Source organism: Bradyrhizobium sp. (genome assembly GCF_030697065.1).
GTDB lineage: Bacteria > Pseudomonadota > Alphaproteobacteria > Rhizobiales > Xanthobacteraceae > Bradyrhizobium.
In genome coordinates this window covers 70,444-78,801 of sequence record NZ_JAUYQU010000108.1, presented here as the reverse complement: position 1 = coordinate 78,801, position 8,358 = coordinate 70,444, and the positions used below count along the sequence as shown (strand labels likewise).

Annotated in this window: 10 protein-coding genes; 4 read left to right on the top strand and 6 right to left on the bottom strand. The window is 63.8% G+C overall.

The window, feature by feature from the left end; translation table 11 throughout:
• Positions 1-540: 540 nt before the first annotated feature.
• The 3 genes from Q8R73_RS08675 to Q8R73_RS08665 form a co-directional block, all read right to left on the bottom strand.
• Positions 541-1,326, bottom strand: coding sequence for a 2-keto-4-pentenoate hydratase (locus Q8R73_RS08675; RefSeq protein ID WP_305719131.1), 786 nt, complete (start codon positions 1,324-1,326; stop codon positions 541-543).
• A 54-nt stretch (positions 1,327-1,380) separates the two neighbouring features.
• A complete protein-coding gene (dksA, locus tag Q8R73_RS08670; protein WP_305719130.1) occupies positions 1,381-1,791 on the bottom strand; it encodes an RNA polymerase-binding protein DksA in 411 nt (136 codons plus the stop codon).
• Between the two features lie 198 nt (positions 1,792-1,989).
• On the bottom strand, positions 1,990-2,397 hold the full coding sequence (locus Q8R73_RS08665) for a flagellar assembly protein FliX (RefSeq protein WP_305719129.1): 408 nt from the start codon (positions 2,395-2,397) through the stop codon (positions 1,990-1,992).
• A 260-nt stretch (positions 2,398-2,657) separates the two neighbouring features.
• Between Q8R73_RS08665 and Q8R73_RS08660 the strand changes: the two genes are divergently transcribed.
• The 4 genes from Q8R73_RS08660 to Q8R73_RS08645 all read left to right on the top strand — a co-directional run bounded on the left by Q8R73_RS08660 (position 2,658) and on the right by Q8R73_RS08645 (position 5,169).
• Positions 2,658-3,782 (top strand): flagellar basal body P-ring protein FlgI, encoded by a 1,125-nt coding sequence (locus tag Q8R73_RS08660; protein WP_305719128.1) that lies wholly within the window; start codon positions 2,658-2,660, stop codon positions 3,780-3,782.
• Entirely contained in the window at positions 3,782-4,144 is a 363-nt protein-coding gene (flgJ, locus tag Q8R73_RS08655; protein ID WP_305719127.1) for a flagellar assembly peptidoglycan hydrolase FlgJ, read from the top strand. Before Q8R73_RS08660 ends, flgJ begins: the two co-directional genes overlap by 1 nt.
• 14 nt (positions 4,145-4,158) lie before the next feature.
• Complete coding sequence (locus Q8R73_RS08650) at positions 4,159-4,650, top strand: hypothetical protein (protein ID WP_305719126.1); 492 nt, start codon at positions 4,159-4,161, stop codon at positions 4,648-4,650.
• Positions 4,651-4,803: 153 nt separating this feature from the next.
• Complete coding sequence (locus tag Q8R73_RS08645) at positions 4,804-5,169, top strand: hypothetical protein (protein ID WP_305719125.1); 366 nt, start codon at positions 4,804-4,806, stop codon at positions 5,167-5,169.
• Between the two features lie 47 nt (positions 5,170-5,216).
• On the opposite strand, the gene Q8R73_RS08640 is transcribed toward Q8R73_RS08645, so the two are convergent.
• From Q8R73_RS08640 to Q8R73_RS08630, 3 genes are all read right to left on the bottom strand, one after another.
• Positions 5,217-5,588 (bottom strand): hypothetical protein, encoded by a 372-nt coding sequence (locus tag Q8R73_RS08640; protein WP_305719124.1) that lies wholly within the window; start codon positions 5,586-5,588, stop codon positions 5,217-5,219.
• A 17-nt stretch (positions 5,589-5,605) separates the two neighbouring features.
• The gene (gene flaF, locus Q8R73_RS08635) at positions 5,606-5,971 is read right to left on the bottom strand and encodes a flagellar biosynthesis regulator FlaF (protein ID WP_305719123.1); all 366 of its coding nucleotides are present in this window, start codon (positions 5,969-5,971) and stop codon (positions 5,606-5,608) included.
• Between the two features lie 201 nt (positions 5,972-6,172).
• The gene (locus Q8R73_RS08630; RefSeq protein ID WP_305719122.1) at positions 6,173-8,353 is read right to left on the bottom strand and encodes a flagellin; all 2,181 of its coding nucleotides are present in this window, start codon (positions 8,351-8,353) and stop codon (positions 6,173-6,175) included.
• Between the last annotated feature and the right edge of the window lie 5 nt (positions 8,354-8,358).

Below are 8,358 nucleotides of genomic sequence, written 5' to 3'. Positions count from 1 at the left end.
GCTACCCGTCGGGCAAATCAGTTCCGATTTACAGAATTCGTGTCAAGCCCCTCGCGCAAAAATAATTCTGTTTATCGGAATCAACAATCAGGCTATATGTCTCGCCATCCCGTCCCACTCCGAGGGGCCTTGCGCAAAGGTCACCAGTGCGGGACGGGGATGCGGTGGACGCGGATGGCGCTCCTGACCAGGGCGCCTGAAACGGATGCGAAATCGTGCGGTCCTGACACCTCGGTGCTGGTGTCAAGCTTGCGGTGAGACCCGCAAGTGACGGTGGCAAGAAAGCCGATCACCGGGGAGACCACGTATAAGCAAAATCCAGCGCGCGGGGAGTGCCGGGTGATTCCGGTGTGACCTGACAACACGTGTGCATCTACCACTACCCCATAGCACACGTGGCTATCGGGCGCATCGGGCGCCCGGAATTCCCCGCGCCCTCTGATTGGAGAGGGCGGGAAATTTCCGGCAAACCTCGGGCGATACGCGCCGCGAGATCGTGAAGTCATGTCTGAACGTCATTGTCGGGAACACACGGATTGCTCACGTGAAGGCCACGCTCACATTCCCCAGTCCCGACAATTCCATTGTCACGCTGTCGCCGGCCTTCAGCCACACCGTCTTGACCAGGCTGCCGGTCAGGACGAGCTGCCCGGCATGCAGGCCTTTGCCTTCGGCGGCGAGATGGTTGGCGAGCCAGGCCAGCGCGTTGTGGGGATGGCCGAGCACGTCGGCGCCGGTGCCCTGCCCGGCTTCCTCGCCGTTGATGGCGGCGCGGCCGGTCACCGCAAGCAGATCGGGCGCCGCGGTGCGCGATACCGGATCGCCGAGCACGCAGCCGGCGGCGAAGAAATCGTCCGCCACCAATGTCGGCGCGCCCATCGTCTCCCATTTGACGTAACGGTCGTCGACGATCTCGATCGCGGGGTAATAGGCCTCGATCGCCTCGGCTACCCACTCCGCCGTGAACGGCGCTTCCGACGGCGGCATGTCGCGCGCGAGCTTGACGGCGATCTCGCATTCGACGCCGACCCGGATGAAATCGGCGGCCGCAAGCCGCGCACCGCTGTCGTGAACGCCTTTTTCGAAAACGCCACCGCCGCAGGGATGCGGAATGCCGAGATATTGCTGCATCACCGCGCTGGTACAGCCGATCTTGTAGCCGACGATGGCGCCGGCATGCGGCAGCAGCAGGTCATGCACGGCGCGCTGGATCCGGTAGCCGTCGGCCTCGTCCCGCGGCGCGAGGTCGACGCCGAGCGAATTCAGCGGCGCGCGGCTGCGGCGGGCGGCGGCGATGATCCGGGCGGCCGCGAGAATATTGTCCATCGGCGGCGGCTTTCGATTCGACTCAACAAAATGACCGCACGCGGCGGCCACATTCTACTCGTCGCGATAGACTTTCTCGCGTTTCTCGTGACGTTCCTGGGCTTCCACCGACAGGGTCGCGATCGGGCGGGCTTCGAGCCGCTTCAGCGCGATCGGCTCGCCGGTCTCCTCGCAATAGCCGTAGGTGTTTTCCTCGATGCGCTGCAGCGCGGCGTCGATCTTGGAGATCAGCTTGCGCTGGCGGTCGCGGGCGCGCAGTTCGATGGCGCGGTCGGTTTCCGACGAAGCCCGGTCGGCAAGGTCGGGGTGGTTGACGTTCTCCTCCTGCAGCGTCTGCAGCGTGATGCGGGATTCCCGCAGGATCTCGTCCTTCCATGCCAGCAGCTTGCCGCGAAAATATTCGCGCTGGCGGTCGTTCATGAAAGGCTCTTTTTCGGTCGGTCGATAGTTCTTCAACTTTTCCACGGCCAGCCCAACTTCACGTGCAAGGCGGGCGGAAACGGTCCGTCCGCGCGCGCCTTATATAGCGGCGTGTTGTGACAGACAATATCGCCCGAACCGGGAAAGCCTGCCGGCCCAAGGGTTTCGCAGGGGTTTCGCAAGGGTTTCGCGGGGATTTCACAGTGCCTTTCCCGCAGGAACCTGTGAAAAACTCCCGGCCCGTCAGAACTGCCCGGCTTTGGCCAGTTCGACCTCGACCCGCAATTCGATCTCGGACAGGACCGCGTCGAGCCCGGGATCGCCGGAGGAGGATTTCAGGTTGGCCGCGGCAGCGCGCAGCCGGTTGACCGTGGAAGCGTCGAAATTGCCCGACAACAGCCCGAGTTTGAGGTCATCCAGCACGTCGAGCGCGCCTTTACCGCGCTGCACCGAACGTTTGCGACGCTCGGTGGGATCCTCGACACCCTGCAGCGCGAGCAGTGCATCGATGTTGCCGGCCGCCTTGGGCGGGGCGGAGGAGCGGGTCTCGGCGGCCATGGCCGCATCCGGCAGGGAAAAACCGGTCGACGAGGTTCGCTTGACGACGCCGGTCGTCCCGATGGTGGTGCCGTTCGGTCCGTAGATGCGCATGATTTGCTCTCGCGGTGTAGCCGGCAGCATCGCCCCGCTATGGTTAACGAAACGTGAATCACCCGGCAGAATTTGCCGGGAAGCGGCAGTTTCGCCGCCGCCATGCCTAGCCGATGTCATTCCTCCAAGTATTTTCTCAATATAAATCAACAAGTTACGGCTAGAGACCGGATGGCACAGCGCTCGCATAGGCGTTGCCGGATCGCCGTCATGGGAGTGATGCGCGGATCCGGATGAGAGAACCTCGTGGGGAGCAGAGGATGCCAGGCGTCCATTCGGCAAGAGCGTTTCAGATGGCCTGCGCCGCGCTGCTAGCGCTGGCTCTGTCGTCGATCCCGGCCGCCGCGGCTTCCCGGATCAAGGATCTCGCCAATATCGAGGGCGTGCGGCAGAACCAGCTGATCGGCTACGGCCTCGTGGTCGGCCTAAACGGCACCGGCGACACCCTGAACAACATTCCCTTCACCAAGCAGTCGCTGCAGGCGATGCTCGAGCGCATGGGCGTCAACATCCGCGGCGCCACCATCCGCACCGGCAACGTCGCCGCCGTGATGGTGACCGGCAACCTGCCGGCGTTCGGCACCCAGGGCACCAGGATGGACGTCACCGTCTCCGCGCTCGGCGATTCCAAGAACCTGCAGGGCGGCACCCTGCTCGTCACCCCCCTGCTCGGCGCCGACGGCAACGTCTATGCGGTGGCGCAGGGCTCGGTCGCGGTGGCCGGCTTTGCCGCCGAAGGCGCCGCCGCCAGCGTGGTCCGCGGCGTCCCGACCGTGGGACGCATCGCCAACGGCGCCATCATCGAGCGCGAGATCGAATTCGCGCTCAACCGCCTGCCCAATGTGCGGCTGGCGCTGCGCAACGCCGATTTCACCACCGCCAAGCGCATTGCCGCTGCGGTCAACGACTTTCTCGGCGCCAAGACCGCGGAGCCGATCGACCCTTCCACGGTGCAGATGAGCATCCCGCCCGAATTCAAGGGCAACGTCGTCGCCTTCCTGACCGAGATCGAGCAGTTGCAGGTCGAGCCGGATCTCGCCGCCAAGATCGTGATCGACGAGCGCTCCGGCATCATCGTGATGGGCCGCGACGTCCGTGTCGCCACCGTCGCGGTGGCGCAGGGCAACCTCACCGTCTCGATTTCCGAAAGCCCGCAGGTCAGCCAGCCCAACCCGCTGGCGCGCGGGCGAACCGTGGTGACGCCGAACTCCAGCGTCAAAGTCACCGAGGACGGCAAGAAATTCGCACTGGTCAAGGACGGCGTGTCGCTGCAGCAGCTGGTCGACGGCCTCAACGGCCTCGGCATCGGCCCGCGCGACCTGATCAGCATCCTGCAGGCGATCAAGGCCGCCGGCGCTATCCAGGCCGACATCGAGGTGATGTGATGGCAGCCAGCGCGATCAATTCGACCATCGGCAGCACGGCCGCCAACCATGCGCCGCCGATGCGCCACGGCCGCCCCGACTTCCAGCTCGCCGAGGCCCTGACCAGGGTCTCGCCGCAGGCGCAAGCCAAGGCCAGGGCCTCGTCGGAGGATTTCGAGGCGATGTTCCTGAATTCGATGTTCTCGCAGATGACCAGCGGCCTCAAGGGCGAAGGTCCGTTCGGCGACACCCAGAGCACCGGGGTGTGGCGCTCGATGCTGACGGACCAGTATTCGAAGAACTTCGCCAAAGCCGGCGGCGTCGGCATTTCCACCGAGGTCTATCGCACGCTGATTCTGCAGCAAGCCAACCGCGCCGGCTAATCAGGGGATCCGACATGAACCAGCAACCTCCACGTCCGCAGGCGCCCGCACCGATTCCAGTCGCCTCGACGCCCGCTGAAGCACGCAAGATCGCCGAAAATCTGATGGACGCGATGAGCAAGCTGCTCGGAATCATCGAGCGCGAAACCGAACTGGTGCGCGCCGGCAAGGTGCGCGAGGCGATGATGCTGGAGACGCAGAAGTCGGAGATGTCGCGCCGCTACAGCGTCGCGGTCGCGTATTTGAAAGCCAGCCAGAAATATCTCAAGCAAAGCGCGCCCGAACTCCTGACTTCGCTGCAACGTCATCACGACACCTTTCGCGCCATGCTGCAGGTCAACCTCACGGTGCTGGCAACCGCGCATGCGGTGTCGGAAGGCATTGTGCGCGGCGTCAATACGGAGATCCAGCGCCGCAACATCCCCAACACCTACACCGCGGCCGGACAGCGCGCACAGCCCGGACGGGCCAACATCACGCCGCTGGCGGTCAGCCGCTCGCTCTGAGCGGCCCGAACTTGCGCGCAATTTTCATCAAAGTGCCGCGTTGATTTCAGCGCGGCGTTCATTGCGTTCTCTAACTCGGTGTTGAGAGGTCTCCGACATAGTTGCGTCCGACGAGGGGTTGGGATTTGACTCGAAGCACGCCAGGAGGCTGCCATGAGTATGGATTTCAACATCAAACCGGTGGGGGCACCGGTTGCCGCAGCGGTCGCGCCACCGGTGAGTGAAGCGGCCAATCGCGCGGTCGCGACCGAACTGCCGCCGCCGAAGAGCGTCACGGTAGTGGACGCCAGCGCGCGTGCGCGGGTCGATACCGGATTCCTGGCCCCCTCGGTATCGCATCAGGTGGTGATTGACCGGGCTGCGGCGTCGATCGTCTACCAGGTGGTCGACGAGAAAACGAGCCTCGTGGTGCGGCAATTTCCCGAGGAGGCGATTCTGCGCCGCCGTGCCTATTTCAACAGCCTCGACATGAGCAAGGACGCGCCGACGCGGATGCTCGCCACCGACCGCAAGGCCTGAGCAAGGCCTGAGTCGGACCGGCTTGAGGCGAGCCAGAGCGGCTCGTTCTAGCGGGACGTCGACAGTTTCGCGTAGGCCGTATCGAGCAACGTCTGGCCGGTCGAGGGATCGGTGATGACGTTCTTGATTTCCGCCGTCCCGATCTTGGTCAGCTTGAACTTCGTATCGCCGATCCGGAACGCGTTGTCCTTGATCAGAACATCGGCGTATTTGTTGGTGCCGGCGCTCTGGTACTGCACCTTGGCGCGAAAGCCGGTGACGTTCGAGACCGAGATCTTGAACGTCTTGTTGTCGGCGTATTTCCCGGTCCATTCGCCCTGGTAGAGCTTGGCATCGACCGGGACATACGGCGTCTTCGACGGAACGGTGGCTCCCACGGACTTGTAGTTCGCCGACAGGATGGCGAAAACGTCAGCCATTTACCGCTCCGTTCCCATCAGCCGCGGCCTGACAGGCCTGCCGCGAGATTGCAATTGATGTCGATCAGCGATTTCAGCTTGGCCGGATCCGGGTTCAACTGCATTTCCACGGTCTGGTTCATCACGAACACGCCGATGTTGGCGATGTTCTGCCTGACATCCACGGGCTGCGGATTCTCCTGGTTCGTTACCGAACTCATGAAAATCGACCACAGCCGGCGATTGAACAGCAGCGCATCGTACAGATTCTTGTCGGGACCGGTCCAGTTGTCCTGAACGTCGCGAAGTTGCCGTGCAGCCTTCAGCAGCGCCTGCGCCTCGATTTCGCGGGGAGATGACGTGGTCTGGGAGGTACGCGCATACGCCTGGGCTGCATTGGACATTCATGACCTCGATGGAAGCGGTTCGCAGGACCGCGGGGAGCTTTGTGACTGCCCAACTTTCATACAAGCCGGCCCTTTAAATATGGTTATCGCGCGTTACCAAATGCGTCGGGAACCGGGCAAAAGACCGGCCGGCATCCGGCCAATGAAAAAGCGGCGGGGTTGCCCCCGCCGCCTTGATTTTCGTACTCGGCGCCGGACTTAGCGCAGCAGCTGCAGCACGCTCTGCTGCGACTGGTTGGCCAGCGCCAGTGCGGACACCGCGATCGACTGGCGGGTGGACAGCGCCTGGCTGTTCGCCGCTTCCTCGTTGGTGTCGGCCAGCGTCAGGTTGGACGAGCCGGTCTGCAGCACGTTGATCAGGTTCTTCGAGAAGTCCTGACGGATCTGCACGATCGACAGGTTCGAACCCAAGGCAGAGGCCTGCGTCCGCAGAGTGCTGCTGGCGGCGTCGAGCGACCTGATGGCTGAGAAAGCCGACGCATTGTCCAGGAAATCGGTGCCAGCCGCCAACTTGGAGAGGCTGAGACCGGTCGCGTTGAACTGTACACCCTGGATATTCAGGGTCGAGGTTCCCTTCTCGTTGAAGGTCAGCTTGAGCTGATCGCCATTGAGCAGGTTGACGCCGTTGAACGAAGCATCCTGCGACGTGGTGGTGATTTGATCGAGGATGTTGTTGTACTGGGCGACGAGGTTCGAACGAACCAGCTGCGCAGCCGCATCCCTAACAGGCGCGGCGGCGGTCAGGCCGTTGAAGGGCTGACCCACACCGGCGGCGGTGCCCGTAATCGCACCGATCGTGGCGGAAGCAGCATCGTTCGTGGTCGTGATGGACAGAACGCCAGTCGACGAGAGCGTCGCCTGCAGGTTGTTGCCCGCGAGGGCGCTGTTCAGATCGTTCAGCGACCTCACCTGACCGGTACCGGTGCCAAAGGTGATCGCGGTCGCGGTACCGCTCCCGGTCGCGGCGATATTCAGCGTCAGGCCGGCAAGGCCGCCCGAGCTGTCGCTGCCGTTGCCGGTCGCGGTTGCGCCCGCGAAACCGAGCTGAGTGGCGGTGCCCGAGCTGAAGGTGCCGACCGTGACTGCGTCCGACGCACCGGCGGTGCCCGTGCTGGTCAGAACGAGGTTACCCGAGCCGTCGATCGTGGCGGCGACGCTGGCGCTGGTTCCAACCTGGGTGTTGATCGCGTCCCGGATCTGGTTCGCCGTATACGAGCTGCCACCAGCCAGCGTGACGGTCTGGCTGTTGATCTGGAACGTGAGATCGGCGAGCGGAGCGGCCGCGCTGCCATTGACGGTGGCATCGGCAACGCCGAGACCTGCCGCTGCGGTACCAGACGTGACGATGGCATCCGCCGCACCGGCGGTGCCCGTGCTGGTCAGAACGAGGTTACCCGTGCCGTCGATCGTGGCGGCGACGCTGGCGCTGGTTCCAACCTGGGTGTTGATCGCGTCCCGGATCTGGTTTGCCGTATACGAGCTGCCACCAGCCAGGGTGACGGTCTGGCTGTTGATCTGGAACGTGACATCGGCGAGCGGAACGGCCGCGCTGCCATTGACGGTAGCATCGGCAATGCCGAGACCAGCCGCTGCGGTACCAGACGTAACGATGGCATCCGCCGCACCTGCGGTGCCGGTGCTGGTCAGAACCAGGTGACCCGCGCCATCGTCGCTGGCAGTCACGCCGACGTTGGCCGTGCCGTTGATCGCGCTCACAATATCGGAGAGCGAGAAATTGCCGCCGCCGCCGGTTCCCGTACCCGTGGTCAGGGTAACCGTCTCACCGTTGATGTCGAAGGTGATATCCGAACCACCGTCGGCGAGACCGGCCGTCAGGTCGACGCTGCCGGTGACAGCAGCATTGGTCGCCGGCGTGCCGGTCAGGTCGATGGTCGCAAGCGCGCTGGTGCCGGTCGAAACAGCATTGGTCGCCGCAGTGCCGGTCAGGTCGATGGTCGCAAGCGCGCTGGTGCCGGCGACAACCGCGTTGCTGGCGGAGCCGCCGAGCAGGTTGTCGACCGTCGCGCCAGCAATTGCCGCGCTGCTCACGCTTGACTTCGCCGAATAGCCCACGGCGGCCTGGAGCGCCTGGTTGGCGACCGACTTGGCGCTATCGACCAGCTTCTGCAGCGAGGTAATGCCTGTGTTGGCAGCCTGCAGAACCTGCACGCCGTTACCGATACCGTCGAGGAGATTGCTGATGTCGCTGGCTCGGTTGTCGAGCGAGGCAGCCGTGAAGAAGTTGGTGGGATTGTCGAGTGCGGTATTCACTTTCTTGCCGGTCGAAAGGCGGCTCTGCGTGGTGGCGAGCAACTCAGCGGTCGACTGCAAGGAGAGGAGGTTCTGGCGAACCGAGGCCGAAAGAACAATGCCGGACATGTGTT

What these genes read in the sequence shown, in the direction of transcription:
- flgJ (WP_305719127.1), top strand. Translation starts at nt 3,782, where the DNA reads ATGGCAGCCAGCGCGATCAATTCGACCATCGGCAGCACGGCCGCCAAC.
- Q8R73_RS08640 (WP_305719124.1), bottom strand. Translation starts at nt 5,588, where the DNA reads ATGGCTGACGTTTTCGCCATCCTGTCGGCGAACTACAAGTCCGTGGGA.
- flaF (WP_305719123.1), bottom strand. Translation starts at nt 5,971, where the DNA reads ATGTCCAATGCAGCCCAGGCGTATGCGCGTACCTCCCAGACCACGTCA.
- Q8R73_RS08665 (WP_305719129.1), bottom strand. Translation starts at nt 2,397, where the DNA reads ATGCGCATCTACGGACCGAACGGCACCACCATCGGGACGACCGGCGTC.
- Q8R73_RS08660 (WP_305719128.1), top strand. Translation starts at nt 2,658, where the DNA reads ATGCCAGGCGTCCATTCGGCAAGAGCGTTTCAGATGGCCTGCGCCGCG.
- Q8R73_RS08650 (WP_305719126.1), top strand. Translation starts at nt 4,159, where the DNA reads ATGAACCAGCAACCTCCACGTCCGCAGGCGCCCGCACCGATTCCAGTC.
- Q8R73_RS08630 (WP_305719122.1), bottom strand. Translation starts at nt 8,353, where the DNA reads ATGTCCGGCATTGTTCTTTCGGCCTCGGTTCGCCAGAACCTCCTCTCC.
- Q8R73_RS08645 (WP_305719125.1), top strand. Translation starts at nt 4,804, where the DNA reads ATGAGTATGGATTTCAACATCAAACCGGTGGGGGCACCGGTTGCCGCA.
- Q8R73_RS08675 (WP_305719131.1), bottom strand. Translation starts at nt 1,326, where the DNA reads ATGGACAATATTCTCGCGGCCGCCCGGATCATCGCCGCCGCCCGCCGC.